The sequence below is a fragment of the Pseudooceanicola sp. NS-SX9 genome (assembly GCF_057380705.1).
Genome location: NZ_CM170818.1, coordinates 2,719,752 through 2,739,881, shown reverse-complemented (window position 1 = coordinate 2,739,881; position 20,130 = coordinate 2,719,752). Strand labels below are relative to the sequence as shown.

At 67.9% G+C, this 20,130-nt stretch carries 18 protein-coding genes; 11 read left to right on the top strand and 7 right to left on the bottom strand.

Annotated elements, in window-relative coordinates; genetic code table 11:
- The first annotated feature begins 47 nt into the window (after positions 1–47).
- The 8 genes from AC2ITM_RS12985 (at position 48) to folP (ending at position 10,691) form a co-directional block, all read left to right on the top strand.
- Positions 48–992 (top strand): glycine--tRNA ligase subunit alpha, encoded by a 945-nt coding sequence (locus AC2ITM_RS12985; RefSeq protein WP_486467054.1) that lies wholly within the window; start codon positions 48–50, stop codon positions 990–992.
- Between the two features lie 16 nt (positions 993–1,008).
- Entirely contained in the window at positions 1,009–1,542 is a 534-nt protein-coding gene (locus tag AC2ITM_RS12980) for a DUF6446 family protein (protein ID WP_486469431.1), read from the top strand.
- Positions 1,543–1,840: 298 nt separating this feature from the next.
- Positions 1,841–2,743 carry a DUF1206 domain-containing protein gene (locus tag AC2ITM_RS12975; RefSeq protein ID WP_486467053.1) on the top strand — a complete coding sequence of 301 codons (903 nt, stop codon included), beginning with the start codon at positions 1,841–1,843 and terminating at the stop codon, positions 2,741–2,743.
- Between the two features lie 130 nt (positions 2,744–2,873).
- Positions 2,874–4,943, top strand: a complete 2,070-nt coding sequence (gene glyS, locus AC2ITM_RS12970) for a glycine--tRNA ligase subunit beta (protein WP_486467052.1) — start codon at positions 2,874–2,876, stop codon at positions 4,941–4,943.
- A 241-nt stretch (positions 4,944–5,184) separates the two neighbouring features.
- Positions 5,185–7,752 (top strand): putative PEP-binding protein, encoded by a 2,568-nt coding sequence (locus AC2ITM_RS12965; protein ID WP_486467051.1) that lies wholly within the window; start codon positions 5,185–5,187, stop codon positions 7,750–7,752.
- Between the two features lie 158 nt (positions 7,753–7,910).
- Positions 7,911–8,534, top strand: coding sequence for a cell wall hydrolase (locus AC2ITM_RS12960; protein ID WP_486467050.1), 624 nt, complete (start codon positions 7,911–7,913; stop codon positions 8,532–8,534).
- 199 nt (positions 8,535–8,733) lie between these two features.
- Complete coding sequence (locus AC2ITM_RS12955) at positions 8,734–9,672, top strand: dihydroneopterin aldolase (protein WP_486467049.1); 939 nt, start codon at positions 8,734–8,736, stop codon at positions 9,670–9,672.
- Positions 9,673–9,683: 11 nt separating this feature from the next.
- Positions 9,684–10,691, top strand: coding sequence for a dihydropteroate synthase (folP, locus tag AC2ITM_RS12950; RefSeq protein WP_486467048.1), 1,008 nt, complete (start codon positions 9,684–9,686; stop codon positions 10,689–10,691).
- On the opposite strand, the gene AC2ITM_RS12945 is transcribed toward folP, so the two are convergent.
- From AC2ITM_RS12945 to ilvC, 3 genes are all read right to left on the bottom strand, one after another.
- Positions 10,688–11,947 (bottom strand): Hsp70 family protein, encoded by a 1,260-nt coding sequence (locus AC2ITM_RS12945; RefSeq protein WP_486467047.1) that lies wholly within the window; start codon positions 11,945–11,947, stop codon positions 10,688–10,690. The genes folP and AC2ITM_RS12945 overlap by 4 nt on opposite strands.
- Before the next feature lie 64 nt (positions 11,948–12,011).
- A complete protein-coding gene (locus AC2ITM_RS12940) occupies positions 12,012–12,857 on the bottom strand; it encodes a bestrophin family protein (RefSeq protein ID WP_486467046.1) in 846 nt (281 codons plus the stop codon).
- A 201-nt stretch (positions 12,858–13,058) separates the two neighbouring features.
- Entirely contained in the window at positions 13,059–14,081 is a 1,023-nt protein-coding gene (gene ilvC, locus AC2ITM_RS12935; protein WP_486467045.1) for a ketol-acid reductoisomerase, read from the bottom strand.
- Positions 14,082–14,203: 122 nt separating this feature from the next.
- Here ilvC and AC2ITM_RS12930 point away from each other — a divergent pair, with 122 nt between their 5' ends.
- Together AC2ITM_RS12930 and AC2ITM_RS12925 are read left to right on the top strand one after the other, a co-directional pair.
- Complete coding sequence (locus tag AC2ITM_RS12930) at positions 14,204–14,659, top strand: Lrp/AsnC family transcriptional regulator (protein WP_486469430.1); 456 nt, start codon at positions 14,204–14,206, stop codon at positions 14,657–14,659.
- A complete protein-coding gene (locus AC2ITM_RS12925; RefSeq protein WP_486467044.1) occupies positions 14,656–15,114 on the top strand; it encodes an Lrp/AsnC family transcriptional regulator in 459 nt (152 codons plus the stop codon). Before AC2ITM_RS12930 ends, AC2ITM_RS12925 begins: the two co-directional genes overlap by 4 nt.
- A gap of 75 nt (positions 15,115–15,189) precedes the next feature.
- Here the strand turns inward: AC2ITM_RS12925 and AC2ITM_RS12920 are convergent, their stop codons facing one another.
- From AC2ITM_RS12920 to AC2ITM_RS12910, 3 genes are all read right to left on the bottom strand, one after another.
- Entirely contained in the window at positions 15,190–16,389 is a 1,200-nt protein-coding gene (locus AC2ITM_RS12920; protein WP_486467043.1) for a UbiH/UbiF family hydroxylase, read from the bottom strand.
- Positions 16,390–16,467: 78 nt separating this feature from the next.
- Complete coding sequence (locus AC2ITM_RS12915; protein ID WP_486467042.1) at positions 16,468–16,704, bottom strand: hypothetical protein; 237 nt, start codon at positions 16,702–16,704, stop codon at positions 16,468–16,470.
- Between the two features lie 92 nt (positions 16,705–16,796).
- The gene (locus tag AC2ITM_RS12910; RefSeq protein ID WP_486467041.1) at positions 16,797–17,441 is read right to left on the bottom strand and encodes a pyrimidine 5'-nucleotidase; all 645 of its coding nucleotides are present in this window, start codon (positions 17,439–17,441) and stop codon (positions 16,797–16,799) included.
- 127 nt (positions 17,442–17,568) lie between these two features.
- Between AC2ITM_RS12910 and AC2ITM_RS12905 the strand changes: the two genes are divergently transcribed.
- Entirely contained in the window at positions 17,569–18,219 is a 651-nt protein-coding gene (locus AC2ITM_RS12905; RefSeq protein WP_486467040.1) for a GntR family transcriptional regulator, read from the top strand.
- Here AC2ITM_RS12905 and AC2ITM_RS12900 read toward each other — a convergent pair.
- Positions 18,216–20,111 (bottom strand): glycosyltransferase, encoded by a 1,896-nt coding sequence (locus AC2ITM_RS12900; RefSeq protein ID WP_486467039.1) that lies wholly within the window; start codon positions 20,109–20,111, stop codon positions 18,216–18,218. The two genes, AC2ITM_RS12905 and AC2ITM_RS12900, sit on opposite strands and share 4 nt — an antisense overlap.
- Positions 20,112–20,130: the final 19 nt, after the last annotated feature.

Genomic DNA, 20,130 nt, shown 5'->3' with positions numbered 1-20,130 from the left:
CGCCCATATCAGGGGCCTGAAAGCCGTTTCGCCAAGAGGGACGCCACATGACCGGGCAGAGCATCGACAAGCCGAAGAGCTTCCAGGAGATCATCCTGCGGCTGCAATCCTACTGGGCCGCCCAGGGCTGCGCGATCATGCAACCCTACGACATGGAAGTGGGCGCAGGCACCTTCCACCCCGCCACGACGCTGCGCTCGCTGGGCTCGAACGCCTGGGCGGCGGCCTATGTGCAGCCCTCGCGCCGGCCGACCGATGGCCGCTATGGCGAGAACCCCAACCGCCTGCAGCACTATTACCAGTACCAGGTGCTGATCAAACCCAGCCCCGCGAACCTGCAGGACCTGTACCTGGGATCGCTGCGGGCGATCGGCATCGACATGGAGCTGCACGACATCCGTTTTGTCGAGGACGACTGGGAAAGCCCGACGCTGGGCGCCTGGGGCCTGGGCTGGGAAGTGTGGTGTGACGGCATGGAAGTGTCGCAGTTCACCTATTTCCAGCAGGTCGGCGGCCATGACTGCAAGCCGGTCTCGGGCGAGCTGACCTATGGCCTGGAGCGCCTGGCGATGTACGTGCTGGGCATCGACCATGTGATGGACATGCCCTTCAACGATCCCTCGGCCGCCATCGCGCTGAAATACGGCGATGTCTTCCGCCAGACCGAGCAGGAATATTCCCGCTTCAACTTCGACACCGCCAATACCGAGGTGCTGCTGAAGCATTTCGAGGAGGCCGAGGCCGAATGCGAGGCGATCCTGTCGCAGCCGCATGACGACCCCAAGACCGGCCGCCGCATCATCATGGCGCATCCCGCCTATGACCAGTGCATCAAGGCCAGCCATATCTTCAACCTGCTGGATGCGCGCGGCGTGATCTCGGTCACGGAACGGCAGGCCTATATCGGGCGGGTGCGGGCGCTGGCCAAGCAATGCGCCGATGCCTTCGTGCAGACCGAGGCCGGCGGCTGGCAGCCGCAGGCGGCCGAATAAGGCGGGCGCACCGGTGATGGGCAAGGTCCTGGCGCTGGTGATCCTGGGGGCGGCGCTGCTGACCGGCGCCGCCGTCTACTATTTCCAGGTCTATGCCTTCTACCACGTGGTCGCGGCGCAGGGCGCAGGCGACGTGGTGCTGACACCGGCCGGGGGCGGGGCGCCGCGGGCGCTGGCCCACAGCGGCTTTCAGGCGATTGATGCCGACAGTTCGCCGATCCGCTACCGCGCCTGCTTTGCCACCCAGATCACCCCGCAGGAGCTGGCGCAGGTCTATGCCCCCTATCCCGATGCCCAGCCGCTGAACGGCCCGGGCTGGTTCGACTGCTACGATGCCGGCCGGATCGACGCGGCGCTGCGGGCGGGCCGGGCGCAGGCCTTTCTGTCGGTGCCCGACGTGCATTACGGTGTCGACCGCGTGCTGGTGGTGACCGAGGACGGTCACGGCTATGTCTGGCAGCAGATCAACGCCTGCGGCCGCGAGGTCTTTGACGGCCATCCCGCGCCCGCAGGCTGCGCGCCGCCGCCCTCGGGCACCGTGCGTCCCTGAAGGGCGCGTGTGTCCCTGAAGGGCGTCTGTGTCCCCTGAGGGGCACGGGCCGTCCGGTCCCATACCGGCAGGGACGGCGTTCTGACCTGCCCACGCACGCCGCACCTTCGTTTCCGTCCCGCCGGGGCAGGGGCCTGACGGCGGCACTGCGCCGAAGGGCCCTCCATGTCTTGCGTGATCCGGGGGGCCGGAACAGGGAGGCGGCCCCCTGCGCGCCTGCCCGCCCATGGTCACGGGGTGCCGGAACCCGGGCGCTGCTGCATCGTTTGTCCTGCACGCGCCGCAGAAAGGAGCCGACATGCCCGACACGCCCCCCAGCCCCTGTCCGAGTGACCGCCGCGCCCCCTTCTGGGTCGTGCCGGTGATGCGCTTTGGCTATGGTGCACGCGGGGTGACCTACGGGATCCTTGGGGCGCTGGTGATCCTGGCGGCCTGGCACGGCGGGGCAGCGGGCGGCATCAAGCAGGCGCTGGCGGCGCTGCGCGGCCAGCCCGACGGGCGGATCGCGCTGTGGATGCTGGCCGCGGGGTTCCTGGCCTATGCGCTGTGGCGGGGGATCGCGGCGCTGATGGACCTGGAACATCACGGCGACGGCCTGAAGGGCTGGATCGCGCGGGCGGTGCTGGGGCTGAGCGGGGTGATCCAGCTGGGCCTGGCCGCGACGGCCGCGCGGCTGGCGATGGGGGGCGGCGCGGGCGATGAGGGACAGGCGACGCAATCGCTGGCCTCGTGGCTGCTGCAGCAGCCGGGCGGGCGGCAGATCGTCATGGCGGCGGGGCTTTGTGTCATCGGGACGGGCCTGTTCTACGGCTGGAAGGGCCTGAGCGAACGCTACAAGCGTGATCTGCGTGCCTCGCGTCTGGCCGAGGCGCTGTCGCCTGTGGCGCAGGCGGGGCTGGTGGCGCAGGGCTGCGTCATCGCGATCATCGGGATCTTCCTGTTCTGCGCCGGCCATTTCGCCGATCCCGCTCAGGCGGGCGGCGTGTCGCGGGCCTTTGATGCGGTGCGCGCCCAGCCCTTTGGGCGGCTGCTGCTGGCGCTGCTGGGCCTGGGGATGCTGGGCTTTGCCGTCTACTGCTTCATCGAGGCCGCCTGCCGCTTCGTGCCGCGCCGCACCGGCCCCGACATCGAGACCCTGGCACAGCGCGCCCATGCCCGCGCCCGTGCCGAAAGCCGCCGCGTGATCGACCAGCTGGGCTGATCGCGCGCCCGGCCGAGGGGGCGGGACCGGATGCGCATTCCCGGGCCTGCCCCCTCTGGACGCTGCGGGTTCCCTCCGATATTCCACCCCGGAACCGCGCCGTCCCGGCGCCCGGACCCGGATGGAACCTATGCCCGATCTGCTGATCGAACTCTTCTCCGAGGAAATCCCCGCACGGATGCAGGCCCGTGCCGCCGAGGACCTGAAGAAGCTTGTCACCGATGGCCTTGTCGAGGCCGGCCTGACCTATGCAGGCGCTGCCGCCTTCCACACGCCGCGCCGCCTGACGCTGGTGCTGAACGAGTTGCTGGCCGAAAGCCCCCGCCTGCGCGAGGAACGCAAGGGCCCGCGCACCGATGCGCCGGAAAAGGCGATCGAGGGCTTCCTGCGCTCGACCGGGCTGTCGCGCGATCAGCTGGAAGAGCGGGACGAGAAGAAGGGCAAGGTTTTCTTCGCCGTGATCGAGAAACCCGGCCGCCCGGCCGAGGAGATCATCGCCGAAGTCCTTGACCGCACGATCCGCACCTTCCCCTGGCCGAAATCCATGCGCTGGGGCGCCGGCAGCCTGCGCTGGGTGCGCCCGCTGCATTCGATCCTGTGCCTGCTGACGGATGCCGCCGGCGCCCGCGTGGTGCCCCTGGAGGTCGAGGGGATCGTCTCCTCGAACACCACCGAAGGGCATCGCTTCATGGCGCCGGGGCGCTTCGTGGTGTCCTCGTTCGACGATTACGCCGCCCAGCTGAAACGTCGCTTCGTCATCCTGGACGCGGCCGAGCGCGCCGATGCGATCTGGCAGGAGGCCACCAACCAGGCCTTTGCCTGCGGCCTTGAGGTGGTCGAGGACCGCGGCCTGCTGGCCGAAGTGTCCGGTCTGGTCGAATGGCCCGTCGTCCTGATGGGCGAGATCGGCGCCGACTTCCTGCACCTGCCGCCCGAGGTGCTGCAGACCTCGATGAAGGAACACCAGAAGTTCTTCTCGGTGAAGAACCCGAAGACCGGCCGTATCGAGCGTTTCATCACGGTCGCCAACCGGGAGACCCGCGACAACGGCGCGACGATCCTGGCGGGCAACCAGAAGGTGCTGTCGGCGCGCCTGTCGGATGCGCGCTTCTTCTGGGAAAACGACCTGCGCGTCGCCAAGCTGCAGAAGATGCAGCCCTGGACCGAGCAGCTTGCGCATGTGACCTTCCATGCCAAGCTGGGGTCCCAGGCGGCCCGGATCGAGCGCATCGCGGCGCTGGCGCGGGTGATCGCCCCGGCGCTTGGCGCCGATGCCGAGCTGGCCGAACAGGCTGCGCGCACGGCGAAGGCCGACCTCAGCTCGGAAATGGTCTATGAATTCCCGGAACTGCAGGGCCTGATGGGCCGCTACTACGCCGAGGCCGCAGGCCTGCCGGCCGAGGTCGCGGCCGCCTGCCAGGACCACTACTCGCCCCTGGGGCCGACTGACGACGTGCCGACGGCGCCCGTCTCGGCCACGGTGGCGCTGGCCGATAAGCTCGATACGCTGACGGGCTTCTGGGCGATTGACGAAAAGCCCACCGGCTCGAAGGACCCGTTCGCCCTGCGCCGCGCGGCTCTGGGGGTGATCCGTCTGCTGCTGACCAACGACGTTACAGCGCCGCTTTCGACGATCTTTGCCGCCGCTGGTCACGATCTGACGCCCGAGGCATCCGCCGACCTACTGTCGTTCTTCCACGACCGCCTGAAGGTGCACCTGCGCGACGAAGGCATCCGCCACGACGTCATCGATGCCTGCCTGGCGATGGACGCCAATGACGACATCACACTTCTGGTCAAGCGGGCCCGCGCACTTTCCGAGGCGTTGGCAACCGATGACGGCACCAATCTGGTGCAGGGCTTCAAGCGGGCGAACAACATCCTGACCCAGGCCGAGGCCCGCGACGGCGTCGCCTACGAGTTCGGCGCCGATCGTAAATTCGCCGAGGATGCGACGGAAACAGCCCTCTTCGATGCGCTGGAAGTGGCCGGGCCGCGCATTGCAGCAGCCCTGAAAACACAGGATTTTGCCACCGCCATGGCCGCCATGGCAGCCCTGCGGGCCCCGATCGATGCCTTCTTCGAAGCAGTCCAGGTGAATGCCGAGAACGAGATCGTTCGCCGCAACCGCCTGAACCTGTTGTCGACGATCCGCTCGACGGTGCTGAAGGTCGCTGATCTGACGAAAATCGAGGGCTGAGACAGGGCGAGGGACGCTGCCCCTCTGCCGCCCGTTCCGGGCGGCATTCACCCCGGAGTATTTCGGGTCAGATGACAGGGAAGGCCGTTCTTCATCATCTGACCGGAAATACTCCGGGGGAGGCCGCCGAAGGCGGGCGGGGGCAGAGCCCCCCCTGAACGGTCGCAGATGTCGCGCCGCTTTCCCCTTGCTCTGCACCCATCCGGGACTATGCTGCCAGCACGAATTTTCGGGTGCCGCAGTGCAGCAAGACGATCCCAACATCACCCTCGTCACCGAGACGGCTCCGATCGGCACGCAGACGCATGGCGGGCGCGCCAAGTGCTTGCAGCGGCTGGTGCGGCTGTCTCTGCCCGTGCCGCTGACGGTGGCGCTGTCGTTCCGGGCCGTCAATGACATCGCCGAAGGGCGGATGCCCGACATTTCCGTGATGCTGGCGCCTTTCGGGGATCATCCGCTGCTCTGCGTGCGGCCCTCGTCCGAGGATCCGGATTGGGGCGGGCCTTCGGCCGTGCTGAACATCGGCATGAACGATGCCGTGCATGCCGCCCTGAGCGATCGGATCGGAGAGGATGCCGCGACGCAGCTCTACAACCGGTTCGTGCGCACCTATGCCATCCATGTCGAGCGCCTGGATCCCGATGTCTTCGACGACTTGCCGATCTTGGGCCGCGAGGCGCTGCAGGCCGCGCTGGAAGCCTATCGGTCGGAAACCGACGAACCCTTCCCGCAGGATCCCCGCATCCAGCTGGCGGCCGTGCTGAAATCCATGGCCCGGGCCTGGCGGGGCACCACGGCGCGGCTGCTGCGGCAGGCCAAGGGTGCCCCTGCCGATGCCGGGCTGGGCCTGGTGGTGCAGGAGATGGCCCTTGGATTGGGCCGCGAGGGGGTCTGTGGCTCGGGGGTGATCCAGCTGGTGTCCTCGGGGACGGGGCGGCCCCGGATCACCGGGCGCTACATGAATCAAAGCCAGGGCCGCGAGGCATTGCAGGACAGCGGCGACGGATCGCTGTTTCTGGCGCGGGATCCGCGCGGGCCCTCGCTGCAGGAGCTGGCGCCCGAGGCCTTTGCCCGGCTGGTCGACTATTGCGGCCTGATGCGGTTCCGCCTGCGCGAGGAGATGCAGGCCGAATTCACCATCGAAAACGGCAATGTCCATGTTCTCGATGCGTTGCGGGTGCAGCGCAGCAGCCGCGCCGCCGTGCGCATCGCCGTGGCGCTGGCCGAGGATGGCGTGATCCCGCGTGACGAGGCGCTGTGCCGGGTCGATCCGCGCGCCCTGAACGAGATGCTGCACCGCCAGGTCGATCCGACCGCCCGGCGCGATGTCATCGGCAAGGGGATCGCGGCCAGCCCGGGGGCGGCCTCGGGCAAGCTGGTGTTTTCGGCGCTGGCGGCCCAGGCGGCGCAGGCCCGTGGCGAAGCCTGCATCCTGGTTCGCCGCGAGACCGGCCCCGAGGATATCCGCGGGATGCACGCGGCCGTTGCCGTGATCACGGAACGCGGCGGCATCACCTCTCATGCGGCGGTGATCGGGCGTGGCCTGGGGCTGCCCTGCGTGGTCGGCGTTACCGGGCTGGTCTTTGATGCCAAGGAGCAGGTTCTGCGCGCCCGTGACGGGCGGGTGTTCCGTGTCGGCGACATCATCACCGCCGACGGCACCAACGGTGACATTCTGGCCGGCGAGGCCCCGCTGCACGAGGCCGCCCGCGACGATGCCTTCCAGGCGATGATGACCTGGGCCGAGGAATATTGCGACATCGGCATCCGTGCCAATGCCGATACCCCCGCCGATGCCGAGGTCGCCCGCCGCTTCAACGCCCAGGGCATCGGCCTGTGCCGGACCGAGCACATGTTCTTCGATCCCGGCCGCCTGACCGTGATGCGAGAGATGATCTTTGCCAAGGACGGTGCTGACCGGGCCGCCGCCCTGGAACGGCTGCTGCCCATGCAGAAGGCCGATTTCATCAAGCTGTTCAGCATCATGCAGGGTCGGCCCGTCTGCATCCGGCTGCTGGATCCGCCGCTGCACGAATTCCTGCCGTCGGATCGTGCTGGTATGCGGGAACTGGCCGAGGCGCTGTCGATGCCGCTGTCGGACGTCACCCGCCGGGTCGAGGCGCTGTCGGAATACAATCCCATGCTGGGCATGCGCGGCGTGCGCCTGGGGATCACCATCCCCGAGATCTACGACATGCAGGCCCGGGCGATCTTCGAGGCCACGCTGGAGGCCAGCCGCAACGGTGCCCCGGTCGAGCCCGAGATCATGATCCCGCTGGTTTCGGCCAAGCGCGAGGTCGAGATGGTGAAGACCCGCATCGACGCCGTGGCGGCGGCTGTGAAAAACGAGACAGGACAAAGCTTTACCTATCGTCTTGGGGTGATGGTCGAAACCCCGCGCGCGGCCCTGCGCGCCGGCGAGATCGCCCCCCATGTTGCCTTTTTGTCCTTCGGGACCAACGACCTGACGCAGATGACCTATGGCCTGTCGCGCGACGATGCCGGCAAGTTCATGTCGGATTACGTCAAGCAGGGGGTCTACAAGGAAGATCCGTTCCACACCCTCGACACCGAGGGGGTGGGCGAACTGCTCATGATCGGGGCAGAGAGGGGGCGTGCGGCGCAGCCTGACCTTAGGTTATCCATTTGCGGAGAGCATGGCGGGAATGCCGAATCAATCGCTTTCTGCCGCGACGTCGGATTCGATTATGTCTCCTGTTCGCCGTTCCGCGTGCCCGTCGCAAGGCTTGCTGCGGCACAATTGCGCATCCGTCCGACCCTGCCGGCACGGGCCCTGAAAACGACCTGATCCCAGTTGTTTGTCTGGCCATGATGGCCCCCGATTTAAGGCGGTGGCAGTAACTCGCCTGCAAAAAGGACCCCTCGGACTGGACGCTGGCGGCACTTTTCGCTACGGAACCAAGCCGGTCGAGAATGGCGCAAGTCCAATTCCACGAGGGACAGACGATGAAATTTGCTGCTGCGTTGTTCGCATCGCTGATGATCCTTGCCGTGCCCGCCTGGGCCGACAACCCGATTGCGGATGCGATGCAGGTGGAAACGCAGGGTCTGAAATCGGTCTCCAGCAGCAAGCTGGCGGCGATGTTCCAGGCACCGCAAGGGGCCGCCCTGGGGATCCAGTACAGCAAGGAATGGCTGGCCAAGCTGCCCAAGGCCACTGGGGACGCGCAGTTCAAATGCCTGGCCGAGGCGCTGTATTTCGAGGCGCGCGGCGAAAGCGTGCGCGGTCAGTTCGCCGTGGCCGAGGTGATCATGAACCGGGTCGACAGTCCGAACTTCCCGGATTCGGTCTGTGGGGTGGTGCATCAGGGGTCGGGGCGCAAATACGCCTGCCAGTTCACCTATACCTGTGACGGCGTGGCCGAGACGATCAACGAACCGATGGCCTATGCCCGGGTGGCCAAGGTGGCCGAGTTGATGGTGGACGGGGCCCCAAGGCCTTTAACGGACGGGGCGACGTTCTATCACACGCTCCACGTCAAGCCGGGATGGGCCCGAAGGTTCACCCACACGACGACAATAGGGGTCCACGAATTCTACCGACGTCCTACCCAGCTTACCCAGAACTAAATCCACCCAACCACGTGCAATCCGGCACGTTTCGCAAAGGGCCCCGGCGGGCCCTTTTTCCATTTCCGGGGGTCCGATCTGCGGCGGATGTTTCCGATCGTGGCGGAAGTTCCCTGCGGAATGTCTCTTTTCGCGGGGCAGGTGCTTTGCCTTTCGGGGCAAGCTGCGGCATGTAGGCCGCAAGAATTCCGGGGGAAGCATGAGCGACCAGATTACCCAGGCCTTCGGCCACCCGATCGAACGATCCCAGGCGCTGAGCGGCGACGCCCCCGCCGACCGCATCTCGCTGCGGGACTATCCCGTCGAGGTCGAGATCGGCGCCTTTCAGCAGGAACGCGGCCACCGCCAGCGGCTGCGTTTCAACATCGTGGTCGAGGTCCGTCACGATCCCGGCCCGCTGGAGGACGACGTGGACCGCATCATGTCCTACGACAAGGTGACCGAGGCGATTGCCGCCGAACTGGCGGCCGAACGGCTGAACCTGCTGGAAACCCTGGCCGAGCGCATCGCCGCCCGGATCCTGGCCGAACCCATGGCGCAGCGCGCCTTCATCCGCATCGAAAAGCTGGACCGCGGTCCCGGCGCCCTTGGGGTCGAGATCGTGCGGGCCCGCGGCGACGCGCTGCCGCAGCTGGAAGAGGCGCAGCTGAAGGGCATTCCCCATCCGCTGGTGGTCTTCCTGGGCGCCGAGGCCGCGGCTTCGGGACATCTGACCGGGTGGCTGGACCAGTTGCAGGGGGCAGGGCGGCCGGTGATCCTGGCCTGCGGGCGGGGCGCGGTGGTGCCGCCGGCTGCGCCCTCGGCGCTGGTGCAGCGGCGCATCGACCTTTTGGCCATCGAACAGGCCGCCTGGCTGCTGGCGGCGCGCGACCGCCGCTGCGTCGTGGTCAACACCCGGACCGAGATCGACTGGGCGATGAAGCAGCGCCAGCTGTGCCTCTGGGCGCCGTCGAAGATCGTGCTGGACGCCGCCGGGGATCGCCCCGATGCGGTGGGGGATGGCGCGGCGCTGGCGGCGTGGTTCGCCGGTCAGATGCAGGCCTCGGCGCTGATGCTGGTGGGGGCCGATGCGGCCGCGCCCGCCGGGGTGACGCTGATCCGGGCCGAACCCTCGGCCCCCGTGCTGCCGCTGCCCTGAAGGAGGCCCCGATGACCCAGGTCTATTACCGCGCGATCCCCCAGGGTGGCCTGCCGCGTCCTGAGGGGGCGCTGCCGCTGTGCGGCGGGCCGCTGTGGTTCACCCATGTGGAACGGCTGACGCGCGACGGTGCGCAGGTGTTGCCCGCCGACCAGCTGCCCGAGGACTGGCAGCGCCGCATCTGCCGCCCGCGTCCCGCCATCGCGGGGCTGTCGCTGGATGTGCCGCGGGTGATGGGGATCCTGAACGTCACGCCCGACAGTTTCTCGGACGGGGGGCGCCATGATGCCCCCGAGGCGGCGCTGGCCCATGCCCAGGCGATGATCGCGGCGGGCGCCGACATGATCGACATCGGCGGCGAAAGCACCCGCCCCGGATCGGCCGAGGTTCCGGTGGATCAGGAAATCGCCCGCACCGCCCCGGCGATCGAACGCATCGCGCCCCTGGGGGTGCCGATCTCGATCGACACCCGCAAGGCGGCAGTGGCGAAGGCGGCGCTGGCCGCGGGCGGGCAGCTGATCAACGATGTCTCGGGCTTTGCCTACGATCCCGCGCTGGCACCGCTGGCAGCGGCCCTGGCGGCACCGGTCTGCGTCATGCACATGCGTCGCGCCCCCGAGGACATGCATCTGGATCCGCAGTTCGACCATGCGCTGCTGGACACCTATGACGAGCTGGCCCTGCGCATCGACGCGGTCGAGGCCGCAGGCATTCCGCGGGCCCGCATCCTGGCCGATCCCGGCATCGGTTTCGCCAAGGATCTGGGCCACAACCTGCAGATCCTGAACCGGCTGTCGCTGTTCCACGGGTTGGGCTGTGCGATCCTGCTGGGAGTGTCGCGCAAGCGCTTCATCGGCACGGTGGGACAGGCGCCCGAGGCCCGCGACCGCGATCCCGGTTCCATCGCCGTGGCGCTGGCGGGGATCGCGCAGGGGGTGCAGATGGTGCGGGTCCACGATGTCGCGGGCACCGCACAGGCCATCCGCCTGTGGCAGGCGGTGCAGGCGGGGCGGGCCTAGGCCGCCACCGCCTGATCCGCCAGCGTCAGCGCCAGGCCATCGACCACGGCGGTGAAGGCCTCGGAGGTCTCGATGCGGGCGGCGGGGCAGAGGGTCTGCGCCGCCTCCTGCACCATCCGCATCAGGCTGGAGCCCCCCACCAGAACCACCGCATCGACCTGACCCGGCGCCAGACCGGCCATCTGCAGCGTCTCGGATGCCGCCCGGATCAGCGCCGCCCGGGCATCTTCCAGCGCCGCCGCCAGCGATTCCGGCGTCACCGGGGCGCCCAGGCCGCGTTCGATCATCGTCATGCGGATCATCGCCTCGCCGCCGGTCAGGCCATTGGCGCGGATCTTGCCCTTTTCCACCGCAAAGGCCAGTTCGTGGCCCAGCTCGTGCTCCAGCACCTCGCAGAGGCGGTGCAGCCGGGCGGGCTCGACCGCGTCGCGCTGCAGGGCGGCGGCGGCGCGGCGGGTCTCGGGGGTGTAAAGGAACGGGATCTTCGCCCAGGTCGACAGCTCGGCAAAGATCGCCACCGGCATCGGCAGCAGGCCCGCGCCCATCTCTCGTTTCAGCTGGCCGCCATGGCCCAGCAGCGGCATCGCATGCGACAGCGAGATCGCGCTGTCGAAATCGGTGCCGCCCAGACGCACGCCATGGCTGGCCAGGACCTCGATCCCCTGCGCCCCGGTGCGGAACACCGTAAAGTCCGAGGTGCCGCCGCCGATATCCACCACCAGCCCGATTTCCCCGGCACGGGCCTGGCCCAGACCGGCACGCGCCGCGGCCTCGGGTTCATTGAGGAAACGCACCTCGTCAAAGCCCGCGGCACGGTAGCAGGCGCGCAGGTCGTCCTCGGCCTTCTGGTCACGCTCGGGGTCGTTCGAGTGGAAATGCACCGGTCGCCCGGACAGCACCCCGCCCACGGGTTCGCCCAGTTCTGCCTCGGCGCGTTCCCGCAATCGGATCAGGAAGGCCGTGACCACATCCGCCAGCGTCTGGCGTCGCCCGCCGATCAGCCGCGATTCGTGGAACAGCGTCGTCCCCAGCACGCTTTTCAGCGCCCGCATGTAGCGGCCATCCTCGCCCTCGATCAGGGCCGCACCGGCGGCCTCGCCGATCAGCATCCGGCCCTTGTCGGCGGGAAAGAAGACGGCGGTCGGCAGGGTCTCGGCACCATGTTCGATGGCCAGGCGGCGCAGACGGCCCCCCGTCACCACCGCCGCGGCCGAGTTCGACGTGCCGAAATCCACCCCCAGGGTCACCTTGTCCATGACGTCACTCCCGCGCTGCAAAGGCAGGATGTCTAAGGCCCCGCCGCGCGCCGTGCAAGGCCCCTCAGCGCAGGACGTAATCGACGGCCTTCGGCGCCTCGGGCAGATCGGTGTCACCCAGGCCGCGCCGCATCGCGATTTCGACCGTGGTGGCATAGGCGCTAAGCGGCAAGGCATTGATCTTGTTCGAGAACGGCTCTTCCAGCTCATCGGCGAGGGCATCCAGGCCGAAGAAGGCATAGGCCACCAGACCCGACACCAGCGGCGCCACCCACCGCAGCGTGTCGACAAAGCCGAAGGGCAGGATGGTGCAGTAGATGCAGGCGGTACGGTGCAGCAGCAGCGTATAGGCGAAGGGCACCGGGGTGTTGGCCAGGCGCTCGCAGGCCAGCAGGGCGCCGGACATGCGGTTGAAGCTTTCATGCAGCACCAGGGCCTCGACCGCGGTCAGGCGCTGGCTGCGTTCCAGGTCCGAGACGACGCGCCCGGCCTGCATCAGCGCCAGATCGGCGCTTTCCGGTCCGGGACGGCCCCGCAGTTGCTCGGCGGCGCGGTGGGCATAGGCGACCAGGGCCAGCAGGATGGTGCGGCGTTCGGCCGTGCCTTCCAGCAGGATGGTCTGGCGCAGCACGTCGCGGGCGGTCTGGATCATCATCCCCCATTGCTTGCGGCCCTCCCACCAGCGGTCGTAGCAGGCCCCGTTGCGGAAGCTGAGGAAGATCGACAGCGCCACCCCGATCAGCGCGAAGGGGGCCGGATCCAGCGCCGGCACCAGCTTGTGGCCATGCGCCCAGACCACCCCGACGCCGATGACCATGATGGCCACCACCTGCATCCAGATTTTCTGGATCACCGATCCCTTGAGAACGAAAAACATCCCGAGCATCGTCGGTCGCTTGCGGAGGATCACGTCTTGGCCCTTTCGCCATGCCCGCCGAGTCCCCGGGCGGGTTTCCAGGTTCCGGGCGTTACCGAGGCCCCGCAGCCCCCGCAAGGGTGCATTTTGGCCCCAACACGGCGCCGTGATCCCCGGGCCACGGACAGCCGAAGGGCCCCGCCGTTTCCGGCGAGGCCCCCCATGCGTGACATCGGTTCCCTTGCGGGTGCGCGATCAGTTCTTCGCCTTGTCGACCATCTTGCCGGCCGAGATCCAGGGCATCATGCCGCGCAGCTTGGCGCCGGTGGCCTCGATCAGGTGCTCGTCATTGGCGCGGCGCGAGGCCTTCAGGGTCGGCTGGCCAACGGTGTTTTCCAGCATGAAGTCGCGGACGAACTTGCCCTGCTGGATGTCGGTCAGGACCTCTTTCATCGCCTTCTTGGTCTGCTCGTAGGGCAGGATGCGCGGGCCGGTGACGTACTGGCCGTATTCCGCCGTGTTCGAGATCGAGTAATCCATGTTGGCGATGCCGCCTTCATAGATCAGGTCGACGATCAGCTTCACTTCGTGCAGGCATTCGAAATAGGCCATCTCGGGGGCATAGCCTGCCTCGACCAGGGTTTCGAAGCCGCAGCGGATCAGCTCGACCAGGCCACCGCACAGCACGGCCTGCTCGCCGAACAGGTCGGTTTCGCATTCCTCGCGGAAGTTGGTCTCGATGATGCCCGAGCGGCCGCCACCGATGGCCGAGCAGTAGCTCAGGCCGATTTCCAGCGCGCGGCCGGAGGCGTCGTTGTGGACCGCGACCAGGCAGGGCACGCCGCCGCCCTTGGTGTATTCGCCGCGCACGGTGTGACCCGGGCCCTTCGGCGCCATCATCACGACGTCGACGCCGGGCTTCGTCTCGATCAGGCCGAAGTGCACGTTCAGGCCGTGCGCAAAGGCAATCGCCGCGCCTTCGCGCAGGTTGTCGTGGACGTATTTCTTGTAGGTCTCGGCCTGCAGTTCATCGGGCATGGTGAACATGATCAGGTCGCACCAGGCTGCCGCTTCCGCGATGCCCATCACCTTCAGGCCTTCCGCTTCGGCTTTCTTGGCCGAGGGCGAGCCTTCGCGCAGGGCGACGACGACGTTCTTGGCGCCCGAATCGCGCAGGTTCAGCGCATGGGCGTGCCCTTGCGAACCATAGCCCAGGATGGCGACCTTCATGTCCTTGATCAGGTTGATGTCGCAGTCGCGATCGTAATAGACACGCATGTCTTTCTCCTTCTCTGTTGCAGCCACCATACGGGTTCCGGGACAGCGTTCTTTGCAGAACTTGCATTTGTTGGCCTTGTTGTGAGATTTCTATTCCGTATTTGTGGAAGGATGGAATGGCTATTCTGGACGACACAGACCGGCGCATTTTGCGGCAACTGCAGGCGGATCCGCATGCCTCTTCGGCACAGATCGCGGAGCGGGCGAATCTGGCGCCCGCAACCTGCTGGCGACGCATCGAGAAGCTGCAGGAAGCGGGTATCATCCGCGGCACCCGCGCGGTGATCGACTGGCGGGTGCTCGGCTATACGGTCGAGGTGTCGCTGCGGGTGACGCTGGACAAGTCGGTGCCGCGCGCCTTCGACGAATTCGCCGCCCGTGCCCGGCTGATCCCCGAGGTGCTGGAAATCCAGACCTTCCTTGGTCAGGTCGATGTACGGCTGGGGCTGATCGCACGGGACCTGGCGCATTACCAGCAGATCTACCGCGAACGCGTCCTGCATCTGCCCCATGTCACCGACCTGGACGCGCTGATGCATATCGCGCGGATCAAGTCCGACGAAAGCCTGCCGATATGATCGAACTCGATACCATCGACCGCAAGATCCTGCGCGCCCTGGCCGAGGATGCAACGCAAAGCGCCGGGGCGCTCGGGCGCCGCTTCGGCCTGTCGCAGCCCGCCACCTGGCGCCGCATCCGCCGCCTGGAGGACGCCGGCGCCATCCGAGGCCGCCAGCTGGACCTGGACTTCGCCGCCCTGGGTTTCGGCGTCACGGTCTTCCTCGGCATCAAGCTCGCGGCCAAGGGCCGTGTCTCGCTTGAGGATTTCGAACGCGCCATCACGGCGATCCCCGAGGTCCAGACGGTGGAACACATCCTCGGCGCCTATGACTACCGCCTGCGCGTCACCGCCCGCGACATCGCGGATTTCGAGCGCGTCCTGCGCCGCCGCATCATGACGCTGCCGGGCGTCGGCAGCGTTGACGCCAATGTCATGCTGACCGAAGAGCGCCTGCCGGGTCCCCTCGGCTGATTTCATCTTTCCTCAAATATGCCGGGGGAATCGGCCGCAGGCCGATGGGGGCAGAGCCCCCTTACCACTTACCACTTACCCCTTCGCGCCAAGGCCCATCTGCATCAGCACCTTGCGCACCGGTGCCGCGGAATAAAGCGCGGCCAGTCCCGCCGCCCGCAGGTCCCGCAGCGGCTGTGCCGACACCTGGCTGGCGCGGTTCAGCATGTCGATGCCGGTGGCGCGGATCTGCACTTCGCGGTGGCGGGCGCGGTGGTAGCGCTCCAGCATCGCGGCGCTGCCCAGCCCGGCGCGGTCCTTCAGCGCCAGATCCCGCAGCACCCGGATGTCGCCCAGCGACATGTTCAGCCCCTGCGCCCCGATCGGCGGCACCACATGGGCGGCCTCGGCCACCAGCGCCAGGCGCTGGCCGGACATGCGTTCGGCCACCTGGGTGATGATCGGCCAGACCGAACGGCGGGTTTCCAGCTTCAGCGGGCCCAGGATGCCGGTGCTCCGGCGCAGCATCTCGGCCTCGAAGTCGGGGACATCCATCGCCGCCAGCGCCTGCACGCGGGCGCCGTCCTCCATCCAGACGATGGCCGAAGAGGGGCGGCCGTCGTGATCGGGCAGCGGCACCAGGGTGAAGGGCCCGCCGGTGCGGTGCACCTCGGTCGAGACATTGCCATGCGGGATCGGGTGGGTGACGGCAAAGGCCAGCGCCTTCTGGCCATAGCGTTTCGTGCTGACACCAATGCCCGCGGCCTGGCGCATGGGCGAATTGCGCCCGTCGGCCGCCACCACCAGCTGCGTGCGCACCCGGCTGCCGTCCGACAGGCCCACCAGCGCCTCGGCCTCGCGGGTGAACAGGGTCTTGGTGCCCAGACCCGCGCGGAAGGTGACATTCGGCAGCGCCTGCAGCCGCGCCAGCATCTCGCGGCGCAGCAGCCAGTTCGGCAGGTTCCACCCGAAGGGCAGATCCGAGATGTCGGAGGCGTTGAAATCCTTGACGATGCGGGCCTCGGGTTCGGGGCCGCCGGCATCGACGATGCGCATGATCTGCAAGGGCGCGGCATGGGGCGCCAGCACGTCCCACAGCCCCGCTTCCTGCATCAGGGCACGGGCGGGTTGCAGGAAGGCGGTGGTGCGCAGGTCCGATCCCGCATCCTCGCGCGCGGTGACGGGGGGGGTCGGATCCAGGCACAGCACGCGGAACCCGTCGGCCCCCAGGATGCAGGCCGCCGAAAGCCCGGCCACACCGCCCCCCGAGATCACGATATCGTAGCGTTCATCCATGGCCCGGTCTCCTGCGCCTGCATCGGTCTTGGGCGGTGTTCTAGGCCGACGGGGGGGCGGGGAAAAGGCCCTGCGGCGTCACGACCCGACGGTCAGCAGGATCAGGATGACGAACATCACCGGCGTCGCGATCACCGCCGTCAGCCCAAGCGCCACCAGCCCCCAGACCTTGACCGCCACCACCAGCAGCGTCAGCACCGCGACCAGCGCGTAATAGATGTTGCCGTGAAAATCGCGCGCAAGGTCCCGGGCCATCCAGCCGATCACGGGAATGCGGTAGAACCAGCCTTTCGGCGCAGCGGGGGCAGGGGACATGCGGGGGCTCCTCTTTCTCTCGTGTCCGGTGCGGGCAGGTGGAGTGTGCCACGCACAGGCACAAGGCGACAAGCCGCCGCATTGCGCCACTTTCAGACGAGTTGCGCCAGAAATCCGCGCAGGTCGTCGGTGTGAAAGTGAATGTGATCGGCCGGTCTTGCCTCGGGGGCGACATGGATGCAGCGCAGGCCCATGGCGTGGGGTTCGACCAGGTTGCGGGCGTCGTCCTCGAACATGGCGGCGCGGGCGGGGTCGAAACCGTCGAGGCCGAAGACCGTCTCGAAGGCGGCGCGCTCGGGCTTGGGCAGGTAGCCTGCGTGCTCGACCCCGTAGATCGCATCCATCAGCCCCGACAGGCCGCGCGCCTCCAGCACCCGTTCGGCATAGGGGGCCGAGCCGTTGGTATAGACGATCTTGCGGCCGGGCAGGGCGCGGATGTTGGCGGCAAGGCCCGGATCGCGCTGCAGGTGGCTCATGTCGATGTCGTGGACATGGTGCATGTAGGGGCCGGGATCCATGCCGTGCACCCGCATCAGCCCCGACAGCGTGGTGCCGTGGTCGTGCCAGTACTGCGCGCGCAGGCGGTCGGCCTCGGCGTGGTCGACCTCCAGCATCTGCATCACCCAGTCGGTCATGCGGACCTCGATCTGGTCGAACAGGCGCGCCTCGGGCGGATAGAGGGTGTTGTCCAGGTCGAAGACCCAGGTGGTGACGTGAGAGAAGGATTGCTGCAGCATGACCGGGACGCTAGTGCGCCCCCGGGGCAGGCGCAAGCGGCGCCGCGCGGAAACCCTGTCCAAGGCTGCCGCTTGCCATGGGGAATCGCCCCGCCTAATGTTCCCGGACTTGAGAAGGAGGCCCTGCATGGCCAGCAAACCCGCCCAGGGCGATGCCTATTCGCTGATCCTCGAAGCCATCGATGTCGGCATCTACCGCCCCGGCGACCGGCTGGTCGAAAGCGAGCTGGCCGAGCGTTTCGGCGTCTCGCGCACGCCCATCCGCGAGGCCCTGCAACGGCTTGAGACCCAGGCCCTGCTGACCCGCGACGGGCGCTCGCTGATCGTGGCCTCGCTGGATCACAACCAGCTTTCGGAACTCTATGTCGTGCGCGCCGAGCTGGAGGCCCTGGCCGCCCGCCTTGCCGCCCGCCACGCCAGCCCCGAAGAGGTGCGCGTGCTGCAGGACATGGTGGCCGAGGACCGCAAGCTGATGAACGACCCTTCGGCGCTGGCGCGGGCGAACCGGCGGTTCCATCACCAGATCCACCTGGCCTCGCACAACCGCTTCCTGGTGCAGCAGCTGGACCTTGTGCACCGCTCGATGGCGCTGCTGGCGACGACCTCGCTGGCGGCGGAAGGGCGCGGCGGCGATGCGCTGGCCGAACATGACGCCATCGTGCGCGCCATTGCCGCCCATGACGAGGCCAAGGCCGCCGAGGCGCTGCGCACCCATATCTCGAAGGCGTTCATGACCCGGCTGCGGCTGGATGCGGCGCGCATCGAGGGCGAGCTTTAACCCTTCTTCCGCTTTTTCCGCTTGACCGAATGGCCGTGCATGGTCTTGTCCCAGTAGAACGGGTTGGTGACCATCTCGTACGAGGCCTTGTAACAGGCCAGGCATCCCAGTGGGAAATAGAGGGAAATCGTCACCACCCAGGGCCACAGATGGCGGTGGAAGGGGCCGCGGGTGGCGATCAGCCCCAGCACGATGTTCAGGATCTCGGCGCTGAAGAACAGCGTCGCCAGCGCCACCATCCAGGCCTGCGGCACATGGGTCGCCAGCGGATGCGGCAGCCCCAGCACGATCAGCCAGCTTGACCACAGCAGCGGCGCCAGCAGGAACTGGGAAATCGCCGCGGTGAAATGCATCTGGAAGCCCAGAAAGCGCCAGGGCCCCAGTTCGCGGATCAGGCGGCGAGGTTCGCGCATGTGCACAAGATAGGTGACGATATAGCCCTTCAGCCAGCGCGATCGCTGTTTCACCCAAGGATAGGCGTGACAGTTGGCCTCTTCCCAGGTGGTGGTATCCAGGATCTCGGTCCGGTAGCCGCGGCGGGCCAGGCGGATGCCCAGGTCGGCGTCCTCGGTGACGTTATGGGCATCCCAGGCGCCGATGCGTTCCAGCACGTCGCGGCGCATGTATAGGGTCGTGCCCCCCAGCGGGATCGTGAAGCCCATCTTCGCCATCCCGGGCAGCACCAGCCGGAACCAGCTGTTGTATTCGATGGCAAAGCAGCGCGCGATCCAGTTCTGCCGGCTGTTGAAATAATCCAGCGCCCCCTGCAGGCAGACCAGATCCGGCGGCGCCGCATGGAACCGCCGGGCGACGCGGTGCAGCTGGTCGGGCTCGGGGCGGTCCTCGGCGTCGAAGATGCCGATGATCTGGCCGCGGCAGAAATCCAGCGCATAGTTCATCGCCCTGGGCTTGGTCTGCGGGGCGCCGCGCGGTACCACGACGACGCGCATCCAGTGCGGCAGGGTGATCGCGGCCACGGTGTCCTGGGTGACCTGGTCGGCCTCTTCCAGGCACAAAAGCACGTCCAGCTTGTCGCGCGGATAGTCCAGCCGTTGCAGGTTGGCGATCAGCGTCCCGGCGATGTCGCGTTCGCGAAACATCGGCACCAGCACGGAAATGTCGGGCAGCTGGTCCAGGCGGCCGGGGGCGGGGGGCGGATCCGGGTCGGGCAGCATCAGGTGCATCATCGCGGCGCAGCCCTTCAGCACGATGGCGAAGATCAGCGTCAGCGTCGCCCAGGCAAACAGCAGCAGGAACACCGCATCCGGCATCCACAGCGCCAGCGCCGCGATCACGGCCGAGGGGATGGCGATCTTGCGCAGCCGGTGCTCGGCCCGTTCCCAGCTGCGGCAACTGTCGGCCAGGGGCACCCGGCAGGACATGGCTTCGGTCAGTTCGGGGCGGGCGCGGGCGGCGATCAGCCCCTGGATCGCGCTGCGAGGCGCCAGCACCGGGCGCAGCGACAGCCGGTGCTTCTGGCGCAGCGCAAAGGAAATCCGCGCGGCCACCGCGGCAAAGGCCTCGGGGCGGGCGGTGGCGACGATCAGCACGTCCTGGTCCAGCTGCCAGGGGATCACCTGCAGCGTCAGGCACAGCTGCGGCGTCAGCAGGTCGGCCAGGTCCGGATCGGGCGGGTCTTCCTCCAGGTCGATGCAGCGCATTCCGTAGTACAGGCCCAGGATCTCCAGCAGCCGCCCCTCCGAGATCTGCCCCTCGGCCACGTCGCGGCGCAGACCCGCGATCAGCTCGTCCGAGACGCTGGCGCCGGCATGGCGGAACGGTGCGGCGGCCTCCTGCAGGGCGCCCCGGCTGCGGGGCTGACCATGGGCATAGACCAGCGCCCCGGCCTCGGCCGGTCTGGACCTTCCCGTCTGTCGCGGCTCGGCAGCCATGATCCCCCCGCCCGTTGCG

Coding starts and splice junctions, on each gene's coding strand:
- AC2ITM_RS12955 (WP_486467049.1), top strand. CDS start 8,734: ATGAGCGACCAGATTACCCAGGCCTTCGGCCACCCGATCGAACGATCC.
- AC2ITM_RS12960 (WP_486467050.1), top strand. CDS start 7,911: ATGAAATTTGCTGCTGCGTTGTTCGCATCGCTGATGATCCTTGCCGTG.
- folP (WP_486467048.1), top strand. CDS start 9,684: ATGACCCAGGTCTATTACCGCGCGATCCCCCAGGGTGGCCTGCCGCGT.
- AC2ITM_RS12945 (WP_486467047.1), bottom strand. CDS start 11,947: ATGGACAAGGTGACCCTGGGGGTGGATTTCGGCACGTCGAACTCGGCC.
- AC2ITM_RS12910 (WP_486467041.1), bottom strand. CDS start 17,441: ATGCTGCAGCAATCCTTCTCTCACGTCACCACCTGGGTCTTCGACCTG.
- AC2ITM_RS12925 (WP_486467044.1), top strand. CDS start 14,656: ATGATCGAACTCGATACCATCGACCGCAAGATCCTGCGCGCCCTGGCC.
- AC2ITM_RS12915 (WP_486467042.1), bottom strand. CDS start 16,704: ATGTCCCCTGCCCCCGCTGCGCCGAAAGGCTGGTTCTACCGCATTCCC.
- AC2ITM_RS12900 (WP_486467039.1), bottom strand. CDS start 20,111: ATGGCTGCCGAGCCGCGACAGACGGGAAGGTCCAGACCGGCCGAGGCC.
- glyS (WP_486467052.1), top strand. CDS start 2,874: ATGCCCGATCTGCTGATCGAACTCTTCTCCGAGGAAATCCCCGCACGG.
- AC2ITM_RS12985 (WP_486467054.1), top strand. CDS start 48: ATGACCGGGCAGAGCATCGACAAGCCGAAGAGCTTCCAGGAGATCATC.
- AC2ITM_RS12975 (WP_486467053.1), top strand. CDS start 1,841: ATGCCCGACACGCCCCCCAGCCCCTGTCCGAGTGACCGCCGCGCCCCC.
- ilvC (WP_486467045.1), bottom strand. CDS start 14,081: ATGCGTGTCTATTACGATCGCGACTGCGACATCAACCTGATCAAGGAC.
- AC2ITM_RS12905 (WP_486467040.1), top strand. CDS start 17,569: ATGGCCAGCAAACCCGCCCAGGGCGATGCCTATTCGCTGATCCTCGAA.
- AC2ITM_RS12980 (WP_486469431.1), top strand. CDS start 1,009: ATGGGCAAGGTCCTGGCGCTGGTGATCCTGGGGGCGGCGCTGCTGACC.
- AC2ITM_RS12920 (WP_486467043.1), bottom strand. CDS start 16,389: ATGGATGAACGCTACGATATCGTGATCTCGGGGGGCGGTGTGGCCGGG.